The organism is Corynebacterium marquesiae, from assembly GCF_030229635.1.
In the GTDB taxonomy this organism is placed as follows: Bacteria; Actinomycetota; Actinomycetes; order Mycobacteriales; family Mycobacteriaceae; genus Corynebacterium; species Corynebacterium marquesiae.
This window is the reverse complement of the sequence record NZ_JASPII010000001.1, coordinates 209,279-227,200: the sequence shown is the minus strand read 5'-3', so window position 1 is coordinate 227,200 and position 17,922 is coordinate 209,279. Positions and strand designations below refer to the sequence as shown.

15 protein-coding genes are annotated in these 17,922 nt (G+C 57.8%); 7 read left to right on the top strand and 8 right to left on the bottom strand.

What is annotated here, in order from left to right; all coding sequences use genetic code 11:
* Positions 1-31 precede the first annotated feature (31 nt).
* Positions 32-3,154 carry a DEAD/DEAH box helicase gene (locus QP971_RS01035; RefSeq protein ID WP_284810582.1) on the bottom strand — a complete coding sequence of 1,041 codons (3,123 nt, stop codon included), beginning with the start codon at positions 3,152-3,154 and terminating at the stop codon, positions 32-34.
* Positions 3,155-3,709: 555 nt separating this feature from the next.
* Positions 3,710-4,105 carry a (deoxy)nucleoside triphosphate pyrophosphohydrolase gene (locus tag QP971_RS01030; RefSeq protein ID WP_284767532.1) on the bottom strand — a complete coding sequence of 132 codons (396 nt, stop codon included), beginning with the start codon at positions 4,103-4,105 and terminating at the stop codon, positions 3,710-3,712.
* A 133-nt stretch (positions 4,106-4,238) separates the two neighbouring features.
* Here QP971_RS01030 and QP971_RS01025 point away from each other — a divergent pair, with 133 nt between their 5' ends.
* Both QP971_RS01025 and QP971_RS01020 read left to right on the top strand, forming a co-directional pair.
* Positions 4,239-5,585, top strand: a complete 1,347-nt coding sequence (locus QP971_RS01025) for a YjiH family protein (RefSeq protein ID WP_284786618.1) — start codon at positions 4,239-4,241, stop codon at positions 5,583-5,585.
* A gap of 47 nt (positions 5,586-5,632) precedes the next feature.
* On the top strand, positions 5,633-6,121 hold the full coding sequence (locus QP971_RS01020) for a hypothetical protein (RefSeq protein ID WP_284786619.1): 489 nt from the start codon (positions 5,633-5,635) through the stop codon (positions 6,119-6,121).
* Positions 6,122-6,158: 37 nt separating this feature from the next.
* Here QP971_RS01020 and hutG read toward each other — a convergent pair whose 3' ends face one another.
* From hutG to QP971_RS00995, 5 genes are read right to left on the bottom strand one after another with little or no spacing between them, the layout of a single operon-like run.
* A complete protein-coding gene (gene hutG, locus QP971_RS01015) occupies positions 6,159-7,091 on the bottom strand; it encodes a formimidoylglutamase (RefSeq protein ID WP_239272870.1) in 933 nt (310 codons plus the stop codon).
* A 23-nt stretch (positions 7,092-7,114) separates the two neighbouring features.
* Positions 7,115-7,519, bottom strand: a complete 405-nt coding sequence (locus QP971_RS01010; protein WP_284810580.1) for a hypothetical protein — start codon at positions 7,517-7,519, stop codon at positions 7,115-7,117.
* 24 nt (positions 7,520-7,543) lie between these two features.
* Positions 7,544-8,455, bottom strand: a complete 912-nt coding sequence (locus QP971_RS01005) for a YjiH family protein (protein ID WP_284810579.1) — start codon at positions 8,453-8,455, stop codon at positions 7,544-7,546.
* A gap of 18 nt (positions 8,456-8,473) precedes the next feature.
* Positions 8,474-9,622 carry a CaiB/BaiF CoA transferase family protein gene (locus QP971_RS01000; protein ID WP_284786620.1) on the bottom strand — a complete coding sequence of 383 codons (1,149 nt, stop codon included), beginning with the start codon at positions 9,620-9,622 and terminating at the stop codon, positions 8,474-8,476.
* A gap of 27 nt (positions 9,623-9,649) precedes the next feature.
* Positions 9,650-10,816: an acyl-CoA dehydrogenase family protein gene (locus QP971_RS00995; RefSeq protein WP_284786621.1), complete on the bottom strand. Its 1,167-nt coding sequence runs from the start codon at positions 10,814-10,816 to the stop codon at positions 9,650-9,652.
* Between the two features lie 200 nt (positions 10,817-11,016).
* Between QP971_RS00995 and QP971_RS00990 the strand changes: the two genes are divergently transcribed.
* From QP971_RS00990 to QP971_RS00980, 3 genes are all read left to right on the top strand, one after another.
* Positions 11,017-11,769, top strand: coding sequence for an IclR family transcriptional regulator (locus QP971_RS00990; RefSeq protein ID WP_269953347.1), 753 nt, complete (start codon positions 11,017-11,019; stop codon positions 11,767-11,769).
* Positions 11,770-11,877: 108 nt separating this feature from the next.
* On the top strand, positions 11,878-13,431 hold the full coding sequence (hutH, locus tag QP971_RS00985) for a histidine ammonia-lyase (protein ID WP_284810577.1): 1,554 nt from the start codon (positions 11,878-11,880) through the stop codon (positions 13,429-13,431).
* Positions 13,432-13,504: 73 nt separating this feature from the next.
* A complete protein-coding gene (locus QP971_RS00980; RefSeq protein ID WP_284786625.1) occupies positions 13,505-14,095 on the top strand; it encodes a flavin reductase family protein in 591 nt (196 codons plus the stop codon).
* Here QP971_RS00980 and QP971_RS00975 read toward each other — a convergent pair.
* Entirely contained in the window at positions 14,078-14,863 is a 786-nt protein-coding gene (locus tag QP971_RS00975; RefSeq protein WP_284810576.1) for an SGNH/GDSL hydrolase family protein, read from the bottom strand. The two genes, QP971_RS00980 and QP971_RS00975, sit on opposite strands and share 18 nt — an antisense overlap.
* A gap of 187 nt (positions 14,864-15,050) precedes the next feature.
* Between QP971_RS00975 and hutU the strand changes: the two genes are divergently transcribed.
* Together hutU and hutI are read left to right on the top strand one after the other, a co-directional pair.
* Entirely contained in the window at positions 15,051-16,727 is a 1,677-nt protein-coding gene (gene hutU, locus QP971_RS00970; protein WP_284786627.1) for a urocanate hydratase, read from the top strand.
* Positions 16,728-17,897 carry an imidazolonepropionase gene (hutI, locus tag QP971_RS00965; RefSeq protein WP_284810574.1) on the top strand — a complete coding sequence of 390 codons (1,170 nt, stop codon included), beginning with the start codon at positions 16,728-16,730 and terminating at the stop codon, positions 17,895-17,897.
* Positions 17,898-17,922: the final 25 nt, after the last annotated feature.

Here is a 17,922-nt window from a genome sequence, read left to right as displayed (position 1 = left end):
AAACGAGAAATTCAATTCCCCGAGCGGAGATTTAAGCCACCGTTCTTCCCGCAGCATAGAGAGCCTTGGGCATCGACCTTTGGAGCTTCCACTCAAACTGAATCGGCTTTTCCCCATGGTGGGAAACATAATCCACTGCACCGAGGTAGGTATATGCGCTCGCTGTCCCTACTTCGTTTTTCTTGGTAAAGCGCGAGGCAATGAGGATTTTCCCATCACGTTCCTGATGGCCGATATATCGCCTAGCCGCCTTTGATTTCAAAGTCGTTGTTGATTGAGATTCCCAGTGCAAGAGATCGGGTGATATTGGATAGTCTCGGTAGTTCGTGGAGGCACTAACTTGTTCGTCCTTTTGGAACGTCACCAAGAAAAGATCAGTGTTGATATCGGGAAAATATTTCACACCTTCGCGTGGCAGGTTTACAAGCTGCTGAAGGCTTCCTGACTCTAAAGCGCCAATAAGCTCGGCCAACGAGTAATCCGCATGCGTTTCCAAAACTGAACTATCGCTATGCTGTGGAACGATACGCGAGGAGTCACTGCTCAGTTGCATAACCTGTTTCAACTCCCAAGCAACTTGTGGGTATTGGCGCAAAATCGTCAGGGCCGCGTCATAGGAACCAGGGTGCGGAGAATTTGAGTTTGCCCAGAATCCGAGTACGAGCATTCGGGTGAAGGCCTGGTCGGATGGCTCCATGTCGGCGTAGTGAAGACTTGGGGTGGAAAGGATGCGCAGATAGGCATCGATTCGGTGTGGATCGTTGACGTGAAGGAAGACTCGAATTCTGTTAAGTAGAAATGATTCGGTCTCATCGGCGTTTTGCTCTAGTAGGCCTTCTTCTCGAAGAAGCCGTGTCCACGAATATTTCGACGGGCGGTAGATATCCTCTAGTTGCAGGTTAGAATCCTCAAGGAACTCTTTGAGATTCGTGGTTCGAATTTCCGAGAGCAATGCCCGCACTTTGCGTAAGGAATTTCGTGAGACCTTCTTGACGTTTCGGAGAACCTGCTCGGTCGTCGATTGATCGAATTGAATATGCGAACCCGGTGGGGCGGTGGGAAAGCCCTGTTCAATTTCTTCAACCAAGCGCTTGCCGCGTTTTCTGGTTAAGGCATGGAACTTTCTCTCAAAATCAAAATCGACATGCTGCTGGCCAATGAAATCGAGAATGACGCAGGAGTCCTTGCCTGGAGATAGACGAAGACCGCGACCCAGTTGTTGTAGAAAGACCACAGGGCTTTGTGTCGGGCGGAGCAAAAGAAGGGTGTTTACAGCAGGGATATCAACGCCCTCATTAAATATATCTACTGAGAACAGGACTTTGACGTCGCCAGTCTCCAGATCTTTAATGGCCTGAGCACGCTCGGTGGCGGTGAGATCGCTTGTGACCGCTCGCGCTGGGATGCCAAATTGCTGGAATTGGCGCGCCATATATTCTGCGTGAGCAATCGTGACGCAAAAGCCGATAGCTTTCATATCTGAGAGATCGAAGATGCGTCGGTTTAGCTCGTTAACAATGAAGCGGGTGCGCTTCTCTCCCGCTTTGATGTAGAACTCGGAGAGCTCTTCTGTGTTGTAGTCCTTTTTTCCTCGGCTCCAAGTCAATGAGGAAAGGTCCGTTCCGTCGGCAATCCCGTAGTAATGCATAGGGACTAAGAGCTGTAGACGCAAGACATCCCATAAACGCAGTTCATGAGCTACGCGATAGTCAAAGTACTTCTGTACGTTTTCGCCATCACCACGTTCTGGTGTTGCCGTTAAACCCAGGAGCTCTTGAGGCTGGAGGTGGTCCAAAAGTGCTCTATAAGTGGGGGCCTGTGCGTGATGAAACTCGTCGATTACTACGACATCAAAATGCTTGCTATTTAGGTTTTGTAAACGGGAAGCGCTGAGAGATTGCACACTGGCGAACACATAGTCCCAGCGGCGAGGCTGAGCGCCGTCGACTAGCAGCTCGCCAAAGTCCGCGTCTTTAAGCACTTCCTGGAATGTCCGGCGGGCTTGTTGAAGAATTTCTTTCCGGTGTGCAACGAAAAGCAGCCGAGGGCGTCGCTTCCATTGTTCGCATAGGTTCCGGTAATCCAGTGCGGCAACTACTGTTTTTCCTGTTCCTGTAGCAGCAACCAGGAGGTTCCTATGCCGATCTTTTACCTCACGCTCTGAGCGTAGAGCCTCGAGCATTTCTTCTTGGTAGGGGTAAGGAGTTACCTCAAGGCCAGATAACTCCAGTTGGCGAAGTGCTCCGGAGGCCTCACTACCCTTGGCAACGCGGAGAGACTGCTCGAGTCTCTCCATGTCGCGATTTGGGTCGAAGGTCTTGAAATGGCTGTCGTGCCAGTAGCTATCGAAAGTCTTGATGAATTTATCGATTACTTCAGGAGTCGCGGTATTGGACCCGCGGACATTCCACTCCCAACCATCGACGAGAGCAGATCGGGAAAGGTTGGAACTTCCGATAAAGGCAGTATCGAATCCGGTTTTTCGGCGGAATAGCCAAGCTTTGGCATGAAGACGAGTGGATTTGTGCTCATAGCAAATCTTTACTTCGGCCTGATACTTGTCAACCAATCGCTTGAGCGCAGCTGCGTCGGACGCACCGCAGTAGGTAGAAGTGAGTAGACGGAAAGGGATCTCGTTATCGCGAAGGTACTCGAGTTGTCTATCAAGAACGCTGATGCCGGAGTTCTTGATGAACGCACAGAGCAAATCAACCGAATCAGCAGTTTTGATTTCTCTCTCGATTTCGCTGGTTAAACTAGATTCTCCTTGGGCGTTAGTGAATAGTGCACTCTTGGTGAGAGACACATCCGGAAGCAGGGGAGGGTCCGCCAATCCGGAGTTGTATACGGCGTAGAGGAGTTCTTCGGAATCAATTTCCTCATCTTCGCCCAGTAGAAGCGCGATGTTATTGATTAGGGCAACCCGGTCTTCGGGTGACTTCAAAGCGTATAGCCGTCGTTCTAGAAGTGAACCAATGTGGTGTGAAACCGCCGAGGTATAGCGGCCATGAGCTTCTTCGTCGGAGCTTCTTCCAATACCGAATCCTGCAGCAGGATGTTGGCTTAACGTTTCGTTCATGCGTTCACGGATTCGGGCCGTAATAGGGGTCTCGTAAACGCCGAAAGGTAGGGAAGAGTCGGGGTTAGTACTCATAATGACCAAATTTTAAAGGCTTCGGAATGCAAATTGGCTGATTCAAGGATTGGCGAATTAATTTTCTCCAGACGGTGTTGCCCTAAAGTGATCTTCATTGTTTGCACTCCTCAGAGACTTTGAACTCGATTAAGAAGTGCAATCCCAGCAGTCTAAATTTTTATCCCTTTTGATTGGAGAATGGATTGAGAAGTCCAAAGTGGCTACGAGATGAGATTCTGTTGGTGGCTGAAATCGGAATCCGTTTAGGATGGCCGGCTTCAGGACCTAAGGAGGAAATATCTCGGGTTTCCAATCTTCTGGCCAGGGGAGTCATGTATGGAGCCGAGTTCCAGCCAGGTCCTAAATTTAGGAATGTCAATGGCGTGAGGCGGAAATATTTTGATCTCTACTCGGCGCGCCCCTCCTATGAAGGACAAACGACAAACGGAGGGAAGGCAACGCAGGAAATCGCAGCATTAGCGGAATCCGACCCGCAATTGGTAGTGCGATTAGCAGAGGATATCCGCCGCATGCTGGCAGAAGGAGGATACGAGAGGAAGAATCTTTCTTTCCTTAGCTGTGACTAGAAGCAATAACTTCTACTGCCGGGATATCAGCGGGGGCCCACGTCAGATGCGCGGCCTCTGCGGAGGTAACCCATCTTGTATCGTCATGGTCGGTCAGGCGTAGGTCGCCGTCGACAAGCGTGCAGTAGAAAGTGGTTAGCTCAATGGTCGCAAAATCATACTCATAGGTTGTTGTCGTCACTTTCTGGCCGACCTCGGCGATGAGGTTGAGCTCCTCGCGAATTTCACGAGCTAGAGCTTGCTCAGGGGTTTCACCAGGCTCGATCTTTCCACCCGGAAACTCCCAATGGCCTTCCAGTGGCTTGCCTGGTTTCTTGCGGCAGGCGAGGAACCGCTCGCCGTCGTGGAAGACGGCGCCAACGACGCGAATGGGGTTAGACATGACTCCATTGTGCCTTGGATCTCGGAAACATCTAGACAGTGAGCTGTTACTTAGATAACATATCCCCAATGTTCGCGTAAGGCTGTCACGCGGGCTTGATTTTTGTATGCAAGCTTGAGGGGACGGTTTTACTGTGACTTCTACCGAATCTGTCTACACCTCGCACCAGAGCCACGACGGGGAAATCCCGCAGCCTGGGGGACGGTGGAAACTCTTTTTATATAGCGCCATCGGCGCGTTCGTATTCTTCCTGCCGGTGACGTATCAGGATAAGCGCTCCATTCCTTTGGACCACATGGTCACCATGGTGCGCGAGGGGATTCCAGCGGCGGTGCCGTGGATTATCTTTGCGCTTGCGGTCTATGGCACGGTGCGCAGCTTTACCACTGGGGCGTTTAAGGAAAGCGCGCTGCAGGCAGTCTTTGCGGTGCTCAACATTGTGGGCGCGGTGGTCTCTTTCCTCATGGTCATCGATGCGTTGCCGTGGGTGCTCGGCGATGAAGACCTGGTGCCGTTCCTGTGGAACTCCATCGCGATTCCGGTAGGCCTCATCGTGCCTATCGGCGGGGCGTTCCTGGCATTTCTCATTGGCTTTGGCCTGCTGGAATTTGTTGGCGTGCTCATGCAGCCCATCATGCGGCCGCTGTGGAAGACGCCGGGGCGCTCCGCCATTGACGCGGTGGCCTCGTTCGTGGGCTCGTACTCGCTGGGCATTTTGGTGACAGACCGCGTCTACCAAAAGGGCGGCTACACCGGGCGCGAGGCGGCCATCATTGCCACCGGCTTTTCGACGGTCTCTGCGGCCTTCATGGTTATCGTGGCCAAGCAGCTTGACCTGATGAAGATCTGGGGCACCTACTTCATTGTCACGCTCATCGTGACCTTTGTAGTGACGGCCATTACCGTGCGCATTCCGCCGCTGCGCACCATTCCGGATGAGTACTTTGCAGACGCGCACCCAGACCCGGAAAAGCCGGTGGAGGGCTCGCGCATCAAGAACGCGTGGCGCGAAGCAATGCTGGCGCTGCAGCGCGCGCCGTCCTTGTGGGAGTCCATCTGGGAGAATCTGCGCGATGGCGTGCGCATGGCGGCGGCCATCGTACCTTCCATCATGTCGGTGGGCCTTATTGGCCTACTGCTGGCGCGCTTTACGCCCATCTTCGAGTGGATTGGCTACCTGTTTTATCCGTTCGCGTGGGTAGTGCAGCTGCCGGAGCCGGTCCAGGCCGGCAAGGGCGCGGCCATGGGTATTGCGGAGATGTTCCTGCCCGCCACCGCAGTGGCAGGCAGCGACAGCATGGTGCTCAAGTTCGTCATCGGCGTGGTGGCAGTTTCTGCCATCATCTTCTTCTCCGCACTGGTGCCGTGCATTCTGGCCACCAAGATTCCGGTGAAACTGACCCACCTGGTCATCATTTGGTTTGAGCGTGTAGCGCTGACCATTCTTATCGCCACGCCGATTGCCCACCTGCTGTTTTGATAAGTTGAACCCAAGACGGATAAGAGGATCGATATCGCTGGAGAGCAATGATGCTTATAGCCACTATCGCAGCTGAGGTAGCTTTTTGGCTTTGCTTAGTGGCTGGCTGTCTCTTGCGCTACGTCTTTAATCTTCGCAACCTTGGCTTGATACTTATGGCCGCGACCCCAATCATCGACCTGCTGCTCTTGGTATTTTTCTATGTGAGCCTGAGCCAAGGCGGTACGGCCGAATTCATGCACGGCTTCGCGGCCTTTTATATTGCTTTCTCGGTTGTCTTCGGCAAAGACATTATTGGATTCGTTGACCAGAAAGTTTCTGGCGGCAGCACTCGCACAGGGCCCAAAGATGACCAGCGCAGTTTCACACAATGTGTCCTCGCAAGTGGAGGCGCAGCGCTTTTGCTGCTCATAGGCATTGCGGTGACTGGCTTAGCGGGTAGCTTCTGGCTTGTCTACTGGCTCATTGCCGTTGCCTTTACTCCCGCTATGTGGTGGGGAGTCCAACGCTGGATGAGTAAGAAAGCTACCCGATAAACTGCACGGCCCGGGTAAACCCCAAGGCCGTTGGCGTTTAGCTAGTGAGGTGCGACGTGGCGATGTCGTCGATGAGCCGCGCCGCTGCCTTGGCGGTGCGGTTATCTATGTCAAAGGTGGGGTTGAGCTCGACGACGTCCACCAGAGCCAGCTTTCCAGTCCGCGCAATAGCTACGGCCATAGCGCGGATGCGCTCATAGCTCACGCCCAGAGACGCCGGGGCGGATACGCCCGGCGCGGTGGACGCTGGCAAAACGTCGAGGTCGATAGATAGGTGGACCTTGTCCTTGCCCTCCGTGGCGCGGGCAGCGAGCTCGCCGCACTCGGCCGGGGAGAGGTTAACGAGCTCTTCGTCTAGGGTGATGGCCACGCCGAGGGATTCGGCTTCGTCGAAAAGCACTGCGGTGTTATTGGGGCGGGAGATACCCAGCACGGTGTAGTCGAAGTCGTCGGTGAGCTCCGAAATCTGCTTGAACGGGGTGCCGGAGGTGGCTTGGTCCGCCTGGCGCAGATCGAAGTGGGCGTCCAGGTTGATGATCTTGGTGGCGCCTATAGCGCGGTAAAGGCCGCGGTGGGAGCCAAAGGCAGTCTCGTGCCCGCCGCCCAAAATGATGGGGAGGGTGCCGGCCTCGACGAGTTGCTGCACCTTGTTAGAAAGCGCGTCGTGGGCGCCGTCGAGGTCATCGGCCTGGGTGGTGATCGTGCCGGCGTCGGCAAGCGCGTGCTCATGGTGCACCGCCAAGGAACCCAGCGCGGAACGCAGCGCGGCCGGGCCTGCGGCTGCACCCTGGCGGCCGCCGTTGCGCAGCACGCCTTCATCAGACGCAAAGCCTAGGAGGGTTACTGGGGCGGGGGATTCGGTGGACTGATTGATAACGCTATGCCAGCGAGCGTGTTCTGGTCCCGGGCCATCGGAGCGGCCGGACCATTCGGGGGCGGGGGTGAAAAGTTCAGCTTTTTCGGTGTTCATGGTTTTCGATGTTAGGCGGTGAGTTACATCAGCGCAGCGATGCCGTAGGCAAACGGCGCGGCGATGATGGTGGACAAAATGACGCGCTCGAACCAGATTATGATGATGTTCTTAATGCTCAGTGGAATGTCCGTGGCCAGCACGGAAGGCACCATAGAGGAGAAAAAGAATACCTGGGAGACTGACACCATGGCGATAATAAGCCTCAGGACATCGGATTCCGCGCCGGCAACCAAGGTAGCTGGTAGGAAGAGCTCAGATAGGCCAATGGCAAGTGCCTCGGAGCCAAGGCCCGGGTCCGGTACTCCCAAGATCCACAGCACTGGGTAGAACAGGTAGCCAAAATAAGTAAAGAACGGGGTGTAGAAGGCCACTACCAAGCCAAGGAAGCCCACGGACATGATGCCTGGTAGAACCTGCATGGTCATGAGCAGGCCATCGCGGAAGTTGTGTCACAGTACCTTCCAGAGCGGTGGTGAATCACGGAGAACTGCCTTTGCTTCTTCCCAGGCAGTGTGCGCACGGCTGTCATTGACCTCGGATTCCGGGTTGGGTTCCGCGCCGGGGTAGTAATCCTCCGAGATGGTAGCGATGGGTGGAATGCGCACCATTATTACTGTCACCAGGAAGGTGACGATAAGGGTGGCTCCGAAATACATTCCCCACACACTCATAAGGTCAAGGGCGCGGGCGATGACCACCATGAATGTGGCGGAGGCGGTAGAAAATCCAGCAGCGATGATGGCCGCTTCTTTCCCGGTATATCCACCGGCCTTATACACGCGGTTAGTCACGAGCAGGCCTAGCGAGTAGCTGCCGACGAAGGAGGCCACTGCATCAATAGCTGAGCGCCCAGGTGTTTTGTACAGCGGCCGCATGATGGGTTGGACCCACACGCCCATGTACTCCATGAGGCCGAAGCCAACCAGTAGGGCGAGGAAAATGGCACCCACAGGGATTAAGAGGCCTACGGGGATGACTAGTTTATTGAGGAGAAATGGACCGAGGTCTTCTTCAAAGACGAAGGCGGGGCCGAAATTAAACACCAGCATGGCCGTGATGAGCACCGCCAAGATATTCAAGAAGGCGAAGACCATGCGTGCGGCAGAGGACTTCCATGTGCCCGTGGCAAATGGGGCGATGGCACCGGCAACGATGAGCAGCAGCACTACGTACTTGGAGCCGCTACCTAGGGTGTCAGAAATCCAACCCACCAGGTGATCGAGCAGGATGGTGTTTTCTCCTCCGAAGGGAAAGGGGACGAAGAAGGCGAAGATGCCGAGTCCGCTATATACAAAGAATCGCCAGGTGTTTTTCACTGGAGGGGTGGAGGTTTTAGTGCGAGGATTTGTGGTGTTAGTCATGGTGTTTCCATTTCAGAATCATCCGCGCACCGGCTCAGCGAGCCATTCGGGGATATGGGCGTTGTGCTCTCCTAGTTGCGGTGCTGGCTCCGGCTGGCGCGAGCCAGTCAGACGCAGGGGAGAGCTTAAGGTAGTAAATCCATCGGATTCGGTAAAGAGAACTTCGCGTTCAGTGCCTACATCTCCGTGCAGGGCTTCGTCAACGGAATGGACCGGCGCGGTGGGAACCCCGTGTTCTTGGAAGAGGGCGAGCGCTTGCTCGACGGTCTTGCCCCGCAGGGCGTCCTCAATAATGGAGCGGACTTCTTCGCGGCGCTCTTTGCGGGCGGGATTGGAGTTGTACCGCGGATCATCGACCATGTATTCCAAGCCCAAGGCGCGAGTCAGGCATCCGAAGAGCTTCTCATTCAAGATGGCGATGACCACCTCACCGTCATCCACACGGTAAGTACTGAAGGGGACGGTCATGGCGTGGTCGCTACCAACGGCCGTGGGTACCTCTTCTTCATACAGGTCTCGCATGGCGACTGATTCCAGGATGGATACCAAGGAATCAAACATGGCGACGTCAACGTGCTGTCCATGGCCGGTGCGATGGCGCTCCTGCAAGGCGCCGAGCGTGCCGATAGCACCATAGAGTCCGGGGATCAGATCTCCCAGACTGATGCCTGCACGGGTGGGGCGCCCGCCTGGCCAGCCGGTAATGGACATGATGCCGCTCATAGCCTGGGCGACGAGATCGTAGGCTGGTGCCTTGCTCATCGATCCGGTTTGACCAAAGCCACTGATGCTGGTGACGATGAGCTGCGGGTTGAGCTCCATGAGGGATTCTGGAGAAATGCCCAGTTTTTCCATTACGCCGGGCCGGAAGTTTTCTACCAGTACGTCGGCACGCTGCACCAACTCGCGCAACGTGTTCAAGTCAGCCTCTTCTTTGAGGTTCAAGGTGATGCCCTTCTTAGACCGGTTAAATAGCCGGTAGTAGGCGGAGTCACCTTTGAAATCTGGGCCAAAATTGCGGGAGTCATCACCCCAGGGGGTTTCGATTTTGATGACCTCGGCCCCTAAGTCAGCCAGAATCATCGAGCAAAAGGGACCTGCTAGCACGCGTGACATATCCAGCACGCGCAGGCCTTCGAGGGAGTGTGGGTGTCCGGTATCGACCATGGGGGAGCTCCTTTCCAGAGAAGTGGTTTAGACAAAGGCGGAAATGCCGGTGATGGAACGGGCAGCAACGAGTTGGTTGATATCGAAGGTGCCTTCGTAGGAGTAGATTGCTTCGGCATCGCAGAAGTGCTTGGCGGCGGTGTAGTCAGAAATGATGCCGTTTCCGCCGAGGAGTTCGCGGCCAAGTGCGGCGGACTCGCGCATCAACTTGGATACGTGTGCCTTAGCTAGTGCAGAGTGCTCGCCGCGGGTCTCTCCTCGGGCCTCCAGGCGAGTAAGGGCCGCCATCATGGATTCGGAAGCGATGAGGTTGCCCAAAATGGTGGAAAGTTTGGACTGGTTAATCTGGAAGCTAGCCAGCGGCTTTCCAAATTGATTGCGCTTGCTGGTGTAGTCCAAGGCAGTATCCAGTACGCCCATTTGTAGTCCTACCGCTTGCCAGCCCACTGTGGAGCGGGCGGACTTCAACACCTTGTTGGTGTCTTTAAAAGTATTGGCGTGGGCCAGCTTGTAATCATCTGGAACAAAGACGTCGTTAAGCGTGATATCGGCATTTTGCACGGCGCGAAGCGCAATGCGGTTGCGCATGAGGGTGGCTTTGTAGCCTTCCCAGGAGGTATCGACGAGGAACCCCTTGACGTGGTTGTCTTCAGGGTCACGAGCCCAAACGACGACGTAATCGGACCAGGTAGCGTTGCCAATCCAGCGTTTCGCACCGTTGAGGATCCACCCGCCGTCGACCTTCGTGGCGGTGGTGGACATATCTTGCGCGACGTCGGAACCGGCATCCGGCTCGGTGATGGCGAAGACGCCGGTTTTCTTTACCGCGTAGATGTCTGGGAGCCACCGCTCCTTTTGCTCCTCGGAAGCGAGCAGCTCAATGGATCCCGTGAACAGACCATCCTGGCCACTGAAAAACGTTCCGACGGAGGCATCGGCGCGGTGAATTTCCGCCGTGACTAGGCCAGCCAGCAGATGGGAGCGGCCCTGGTGGCGAACCAAGCTGATGATGTCGAGTTCTTGGATAGAGGGGAGTAGCTCGTGGGGAAATTCGCAGCGATTCCAGTAGTCGGTGGCGATGGGGCGAACCTTGTCGTGGGTCCAATCGCGGACCTTGTGGAGAATCTCAAGTTCTTCCGCGGGTAGGTCCTGTTCGAATCCGTAAAAGTCTCCGTCTGGGTAGCGGCCGGGCATAGGGTTCTCCAATCCGATAAGTTAGACAAAACACATTCGGTGACAGAATGTAATCTGTAACACTATGTGTGGGATAGGCTACGGTGAGTGGAATGGGAAAGCACTAGTCGAATCGGGTGGAAAGTCTTGTATATGAGACCGTTAAGAAGTAAGTTATTTCTGTAAAGTAATAGTTATTTTCATAGTGGAGGCGGTTGACTGTGGCTAAATCTCATGTTCCAGCGGCGAGAAACGTGCTCGCTATCTTGCGGCTGCTTTCCACTATTGATGTCCCAATCTCTGCCAGTCGCATCCGTTCTGAACTGGACCTTCCCCGCTCGTCCACTTATCACTTGCTTAATGAAATGGTGGAATCCGGATTCGTGGTTCATATTGAGGAAAATCAAACCTACGGACTTGGTCTTGCGGCATATTCCATGGCTTCGGCTTATTCGACCCAGCAGCCCCTCGTACGCTTGGCGACAAGCCAGCTGCGCGACATTGCTACTTTCGTGGCTGGCTCCGGGCACATCGCCCGCATGTCTGGTGCTGAAATTGTCTACCTGCAAGAGGTCCGGGCGCCGGGCGCTGTGTCTCTGGTGACGGATAAGGGGGTTCGATTGCCGGCCTATAAAACTGCTTCCGGAAAGATCATGATGGCTTTTCAATCGGAGAGTGAAGTGCGCGCTGCATTTTCGGATAAGGGGGCATCTGCCTATTTCGCTCCGTATAAAAAGCAGGTGGGCACCTTGCGTGCGCGCGGTTGGGCGGAGGAGAGGGAAGAGGTATCTAAGGGGCAGGCCACGGTTGCGGTGGCAGTCAAGGATCACCTCGCCCGGCCGTCGGCGGCATTGGCGGTCACGTTTTCCATCAACGAGGAGAACCTTGCCAGGGAAGCCGCGGTGGTTGACCGGCTGGCGCTCTTGGCTGCAGAACTTTCGCGTCGCATTTATGGCAAGAAGGCGGCAGATTAACGGCCGAGCCCTCGCATGGTGAAAATATGATGTAGCATACATTCATCGCGTTAGGCTGTCGCGTGACACATGGAATTTATTGATCCCTTATTTAAAGGAGTTTTTGCCATGCCTAACGCCTACCCAACTACCGTGACCGTTAACATTGGCGCGCTGAGCATCGAGGATGTCGTTGCCGTTGCCCGCTATGGGGCGACGGTGGAGATTGCGCCCGAAGCCTTAGAAGAGGTGGCCGCCACCCGCGAGCGCGTAGAAGAACTCGCGCAAGATCCCACCCCGGTGTATGGCATTTCCACTGGCTTTGGCGCGCTCGCTCGCCGGCATATCCCAGAGGAGATGCGCGCCCAGTTGCAGCTTTCCCTTGTGCGTTCGCACGCTGCAGGCACCGGCCCAGAGGTAGAAGAAGAAGTTATCCGCGCACTGATGCTGCTGCGCCTGTCTACCCTGTGCACCGGCCGCACCGGTGTGCGCCCCGTGGTGGTGGAAACCTATGCCAAGGCCCTTAACGCCGGCATTGTGCCGGTGGTGCGAGAGTATGGCTCACTGGGCTGCTCCGGCGATTTGGCGCCGCTTGCTCACTGTGCGCTCGCCTTGCTAGGAGAAGGCGAGGTGCGCGTAAACGGCGAGCTGCAGGATGCGCGCGACGCCCTGGTCGCGGCCGGCATCGAGCCGCTGCAGCTGCGCGAGAAGGAAGGCCTAGCGCTTATCAACGGCACCGATGGCATGCTCGGCCAGCTCTGCCTGGCCATTACTGACCTGCGCGCGGCCGCAAAGACCGCCGATATTGCCACCGCCATGACCGTGGAGGGCCTGCTGGGTACCCTCGTGGTCTTTGCGGATGACCTGCAGCAGCTGCGCCCGCACCCAGGTCAGGCTGATGCCGCGGCCAATATCCTCCAGGTAGCCGAGGGATCACAGATCTTGGAAGCTGCACTCGAGGAGTTCAAAAAGAATCAGGTACAAGATGCCTACTCCGTGCGCTGCGCCCCGCAGGTAGCCGGAGGCTTCCGCGATACCTTGGCGCATACCACCCAGGTGGCCGAGCGCGAGCTCGCCGCCGCGGTGGATAACCCGGTGGTAACCAAGGATGGTCGCGTGGTCTCCAATGGCAACTTCCACGGCGCGCCGGTAGCCTATGCGCTCGACTTCCTGGCTATTGTCGCCGCGGACATGGCCTCCATTTCTGAGCGCCGCACCGACCGCTTTCTGGACCCGGCGCGCAACCGCGGGCTGAATGCCTTTCTTGCCGACGACCCTGGTGTTGACTCCGGCCACATGATTGCCCAGTACGCCCAGGCCGGCATCGTGAGCGAAATGAAGCGCCTAGCCAACCCATCTTCGGCCGATTCCATTCCGTCTTCGGCCATGCAGGAAGACCATGTGTCTATGGGATGGTCCGCCGCCCGCAAGCTGCGCAAGGCCGTGGATGGCCTACAGCGCGTGCTCGCTGTAGAGATCCTCACCGCCGCCCGCGCCATCGACATGCGCGAGGGCACCCCGGCCAAGGGAACCGGCGCGGTGATTGAGAAGCTGCGTGAAACCGTCAAGGGTCCAGGTGTGGACCGCTACCTGTCTCCGGAAATCGAGGAGACTGTACGCCTAGTCAAGGAAGGCGCTCTTGTCGGCGCCGTCGAGGACGCTACTGGAAAGCTGCGTGGGTAATATGTCGACCATTTCCTGGCATCCGTAGACCGAACCTAACCCCTTGCCATTTTCGCCCTTTAAGGCGAGCACGGTGGCACGACCTATTGGTTGGCTCTCTAGCGTCGACGGCCAAGGGTGCGAAAATATCGCTCCCTATAGCCAGCGGCAAAACCTCACCTTCGATCCACCCATGGTGAAGTTCTCGGCCAACCAGTACCCGGATGGTCGTCGCAAGGACACGGTGCTTAACGCAGAGGAGACCGGCTGGTTCGTGTGGAATATGGCCACCTATGACCTACGCAAGGAAGTCAATAAATCCGCCCAGGTGCTCGACTATGGCGACAGCGAGTGGGACCGCCTGTCCGTTACCAAGGAATATGCGGACAATTACCGCATTCCCATGGTGAAAGAATCGCCGGTGAAGTTCGAGTGCCAGTACAAGACCACGCTGCGCGTGCCTGGCAATTCCAAGGTGGGCAGCATCGACCTCGTGGTGGCGGATGTCAAGACCATTCACATCGATGAATCCGTCATTGACGAGGACGGCAAATTGGACATCCTCAAAATTAAGCCCATCGCGCGCATGGGCTACTTTGACTACACCGTGGTTACAGAGCGGTTCGAGATGCGCGTGCCCGGTTCCGATGAGGCCGCGCGCGCCGGACTAGAGGGCAGCGCGTAGCGCCTGGGCCATTGCCACCTGTCCCGCGTGGGTGGGATGCATGGGAAAGGAATCAGTCTCCTGGCCTGTGAAATCTACCCACGGTGAGGGGGAGCAGGCGGTGTGGTCTAGGGCGGCGTCGGCAAGCACGTAAGTAGCCCCGTTGTGCTCGGCGGCCTCGCGTACCGCCTGGTTGATGCGCTCGATGGACTCTGCCAACCATTCCCGGTCAGTGGCCGGGATTTTTTCTATGTAGGGGCAGGTCTCTCCAGGCTTAATCAATGGCAGATAGCCGGTGGCGAGGACCTTCGCATTAGGGGAGCGGTGGTGGATTTCCTCATAGACCTTGTCGAGCCGGCGGGGCAGATCGCGGATTTCTAAGTCAATCTGCGCGCCTGATTCCGCCTGGCAAATATCGTCCGTGGCGCACTGGGTAAGCCGCACGAAGCTGGCGTCATTGCCGCCGATGGATAGGCTGACCAGGTCGGTGTCTTCGCGTAGGGCGTCCACCTGGGCGGGGTGCTCGCCGGCCGAGGAGAGTACGTCGAGGGTGCTAGCGCCCTGGCAGGCAACATTGGTGAGCTCCGCATCCATCTCCTTGGCCGCGAGCTCGGGGTAGGAATCTTGTGCGCGTACGCAGGTATTGGGCGGATCTAGGGGCAGCGTGGTCGAGCCCATGGCTGCATAGGAATCTCCCAGCGCCACATAGTGGGGTGGCTGCGGTTCCTCGGCGGGGGTGGAACAAGCGGCGAGGAGGGCCACGGAAAGGAGGGGGATGAACCGACGCATGCAGGCCATCGTAGATCATTCCGCGGGTGTCTCATATACGAGACAGTTAGGGCTTATGTGTCATGGTACACAGAGCTGCGTCACAGTACCTTATGACATGTGACGCCGAGCAAGTCCTCGGGGACAGCCCCGGGAAACCGGCCTAGGGGGCTTGGGAGGGTGTCGAAAAGCACGACGAAAGGAAGCCATGTCTCAACCACGCGAAGTACGCGCGCCGCGCGGAACCGAATTGTCCGCCAAGTCTTGGCAGACCGAAGCGCCCTTGCGCATGCTCATGAATAACCTCGACCCCGAGGTTGCCGAGCGCCCCGAGGACCTCGTGGTCTACGGCGGCACCGGCCGTGCAGCGCGCAGCTGGGAAGCTTTTGATGCCATCGTAGAATCCCTTAAGGGCCTGGAATCTGATGAAACCCTGCTGGTGCAGTCCGGCAAGCCGGTGGGCATCTGGAAGACCAATGAGTGGGCACCGCGTGTACTTATTGCTAACTCCAACCTGGTAGGAGACTGGGCTAACTGGGAGCACTTCCGCAAGCTCGAGGATGAAGGCCTGATGATGTACGGCCAGATGACGGCCGGCTCTTGGATCTACATCGCCACCCAGGGCATCCTGCAGGGCACCTTCGAGACCTTTGCGGCCGTGGCTAAGAAGCGCTTTGGCGGCAGCCTGGCCGGTACTTTCACCCTGACCGGTGGCTGCGGTGGCATGGGCGGCGCACAGCCGTTGTCTGTCACCCTCAACGGCGGCGCCTGCCTCATCGTGGACGTGGACGAGACCCGCCTGAAGCGCCGCCAGCACAAGCGCTACCTCGATGAGGTGGTCACCGACCTCGATGAGGCCCTCAAGCTGGTCCTCGAGGCAAAGGAAAACAAGAAGCCGCTGTCTGTCGGCCTGGTAGGCAACGCCGCCGAGGTCTTCCCAGAGGTCCTGCGCCGCCAGCGCGCCGGGGAATTTACCGTCGACATCGTCACGGACCAGACCTCCGCACACGACCCGCTGTCCTACCTGCCTTCTGAAATCACCGTGGAGGACTGGCATAACGAGGCCAAGGCAGACCCAACCACCTTTACCAAGAAGGCCCGCGAATCCATGGCCGCTCAGGTCCAGGCCATGGTCGAATTCCAAGATGAAGGTGCCGAGGTATTCGACTACGGCAACTCCATCCGCGATGAGGCCCGCAAGGCCGGCTACCAGCGCGCCTTCGAGTTCCCTGGCTTCGTTCCGGCCTATATCCGCCCGCTCTTCTGCGAGGGCCTAGGCCCCTTCCGCTGGGCCGCGCTCTCCGGCGACCCAGAGGACATCAAGGTTACCGACCAGGCGCTCAAGGAGCTTTTCCCAGACAACGAGCACCTGCACAACTGGCTCGATGCCGCCGAAGAGTACGTCGAGTTCGAGGGCCTGCCGGCACGCATTTGCTGGCTGGGCTACAACGAGCGCCACAAGGCCGGCCTGCTCTTCAACGACCTTGTGCGCGAGGGCAAGATCAAGGCACCGATTGTCATCGGCCGCGATCACCTGGATTCCGGCTCCGTGGCATCCCCATACCGCGAAACCGAGGCCATGCTCGATGGCACCGATGCCGTGGCTGACTGGCCGCTGCTCAATGCCATGACCGCCGTATCTTCCGGCGCTACCTGGGTTTCCCTCCACCACGGCGGTGGCGTGGGCATGGGCCGCTCCATCCACGCAGGCCAGGTCACCGTTGCAGACGGCACCGAGCTCGCCGCGGCCAAGTTGCGCGCGGTGCTCACCAATGACCCGGGCATGGGCGTTATCCGCCACGTCGATTCCGGCTACACTCGCGCGAAGGAGGTCGCCGACGAGCGCGGCGTCCGCATTCCAATGGAATTCAAGGCAAGGGACTAGATGAGCACACTTTTTACCGGCATTTCAGAACTCCGTACGGTCAGCGAGCGCGGCACGCTTAACGACGCCGCAATTATCGCCCAATCCGGCACCATCGCCTGGGTCGGCCCAGCCTCCGAAGCGCCGGCGGCCGACGAAAAGGTGGACCTGGGCGGCCGCGCCGTCCTGCCCGGCTGGGTAGATTCGCACACCCACATGGTCTTTGACGGTGACCGCTCCGCCGAATTCGAGGCCCGCATCTCCGGCGGTTCCTATGAGGCAGGTGGCATCGCCGTGACCATGGACGCTACCCGCCAAGCCGGTACCGACCGCCTGGACAAGCTGGTGGCGGACCGCGTAGCCGCCGGCCGCCGCGGTGGCACCACCACCTTCGAGACCAAGACCGGCTACGGCCTTAACACCGAGTCCGAGGTGGAGGCCGCCAAGGTAGCCTCCCGCCACGTCGATGACGTGACCTTCTTGGGCGCGCACCTGGTCCCGCCGGGAGCGGACGCGGAGGAGTATCTCGATGAGGTCGTTGGCCCCATGCTCGAAGGCGTTGCTCCCTATGTGCAGTGGATCGACGTCTTCTGTGAGCGCGGTGCCTTCAACGAGGAACAATCCCGCCGCGTGCTGGAAGACGGTAAGAAGTTGGGCCTTGGCCTGCGCGTGCACGGCAACCAGCTGGGCGAGGGCCCAGGCGTTGCCCTCGCCGTCGAACTGGGCGCCGCCTCGGTAGACCACGTCAATCACTTGAGCGACGAGGATGTCGAGCTGCTGGCCAATTCCGATACCGTGGCCACGATGCTGCCGGCTTGCGATCTGTCCACGCGCGAGCCGCTCGCCCCAGGCCGCACGCTTCTCGACGCCGGCGCCACCCTCGCTATTGCCTCCAACCTCAACCCCGGCACGTCCTATACCTCCTCGATGAATTACTGCGTGACCACCGCGGTCCTGCAGCAACACCTCTCCGTCGATGAGGCCATTCACGCCGCCACCACCGGCGGGGCGACCGCCCTGCGCCGCCACAACGTGGGCAATGGTCTCGACCCGCAGGGCCGCCCTGCTAAGGGCACCATTGTGGAGGGTGCCGCAGCGGACCTGCACGTGCTCGACGCCCCCAGCGCCGTGCACTTGGCCTACCGCCCGGGCATGCCGATGAGCTACCGCACTTTCGTCGCGGGCGCTTAGGATATGGAGTTTGGGGCGGCAATCG

What these genes read in the sequence shown, in the direction of transcription:
- QP971_RS00975 (WP_284810576.1), bottom strand. Translation starts at nt 14,863, where the DNA reads ATGCGTCGGTTCATCCCCCTCCTTTCCGTGGCCCTCCTCGCCGCTTGT.
- QP971_RS01010 (WP_284810580.1), bottom strand. Translation starts at nt 7,519, where the DNA reads ATGACCATGCAGGTTCTACCAGGCATCATGTCCGTGGGCTTCCTTGGC.
- QP971_RS01035 (WP_284810582.1), bottom strand. Translation starts at nt 3,154, where the DNA reads ATGAGTACTAACCCCGACTCTTCCCTACCTTTCGGCGTTTACGAGACC.
- QP971_RS00995 (WP_284786621.1), bottom strand. Translation starts at nt 10,816, where the DNA reads ATGCCCGGCCGCTACCCAGACGGAGACTTTTACGGATTCGAACAGGAC.
- QP971_RS01000 (WP_284786620.1), bottom strand. Translation starts at nt 9,622, where the DNA reads ATGGTCGATACCGGACACCCACACTCCCTCGAAGGCCTGCGCGTGCTG.
- QP971_RS01020 (WP_284786619.1), top strand. Translation starts at nt 5,633, where the DNA reads ATGATGCTTATAGCCACTATCGCAGCTGAGGTAGCTTTTTGGCTTTGC.
- QP971_RS01030 (WP_284767532.1), bottom strand. Translation starts at nt 4,105, where the DNA reads ATGTCTAACCCCATTCGCGTCGTTGGCGCCGTCTTCCACGACGGCGAG.
- hutU (WP_284786627.1), top strand. Translation starts at nt 15,051, where the DNA reads ATGTCTCAACCACGCGAAGTACGCGCGCCGCGCGGAACCGAATTGTCC.
- QP971_RS01005 (WP_284810579.1), bottom strand. Translation starts at nt 8,455, where the DNA reads ATGACTAACACCACAAATCCTCGCACTAAAACCTCCACCCCTCCAGTG.
- hutH (WP_284810577.1), top strand. Translation starts at nt 11,878, where the DNA reads ATGCCTAACGCCTACCCAACTACCGTGACCGTTAACATTGGCGCGCTG.
- hutI (WP_284810574.1), top strand. Translation starts at nt 16,728, where the DNA reads ATGAGCACACTTTTTACCGGCATTTCAGAACTCCGTACGGTCAGCGAG.
- hutG (WP_239272870.1), bottom strand. Translation starts at nt 7,091, where the DNA reads ATGAACACCGAAAAAGCTGAACTTTTCACCCCCGCCCCCGAATGGTCC.